The sequence below is a fragment of the Pseudomonas sp. 22490 genome (genome assembly GCF_052044465.1).
In the GTDB taxonomy this organism is placed as follows: domain Bacteria; phylum Pseudomonadota; class Gammaproteobacteria; order Pseudomonadales; family Pseudomonadaceae; genus Pseudomonas; species Pseudomonas aeruginosa.
The window spans coordinates 1-328 of the sequence record NZ_JBQENS010000116.1; the positions used below are offsets into that span (position 1 = coordinate 1).

Below are 328 nucleotides of genomic sequence, written 5' to 3' on the forward strand. Positions count from 1 at the left end.
CAGGGCTATTGCGAGAACCACTACATCCATTCCTTCGAACTCGAGAACGGCCGGATAAAACGTAATCGCGAGTTCATGAACCCGATACAGAAACTGCGTGCATTGGGAATAGCCGTTCCGCAAATAAAACGTGACGGTATTCCCACTTGAATGACATCTACCGCCAAGGAGCATTGACGATGCCTGATACGACAAATCCAATCGGTTTCACCGATGCCAACGAACTTCGCGAAAAGAATCGCGCCACCGTCGAGAAGTACATGAATACCAAAGGCCAGGATCGCCTGCGCCGCCATGAACTTTTCGTCGAGGACGGCTGTGGCGGTTT

General features: G+C 51.2%; 2 pseudogenes. Both read left to right on the top strand.

Annotation, left to right across the window (positions count from 1 at the left end):
* Nucleotides 1-150, top strand: a pseudogene (phzA, locus tag ACTJJX_RS35180) (phenazine biosynthesis protein PhzA); the annotation flags it as partial.
* 29 nt (nucleotides 151-179) lie between these two features.
* A pseudogene (gene phzB, locus ACTJJX_RS35185) lies at nucleotides 180-328 on the top strand (phenazine biosynthesis protein PhzB); the annotation flags it as partial.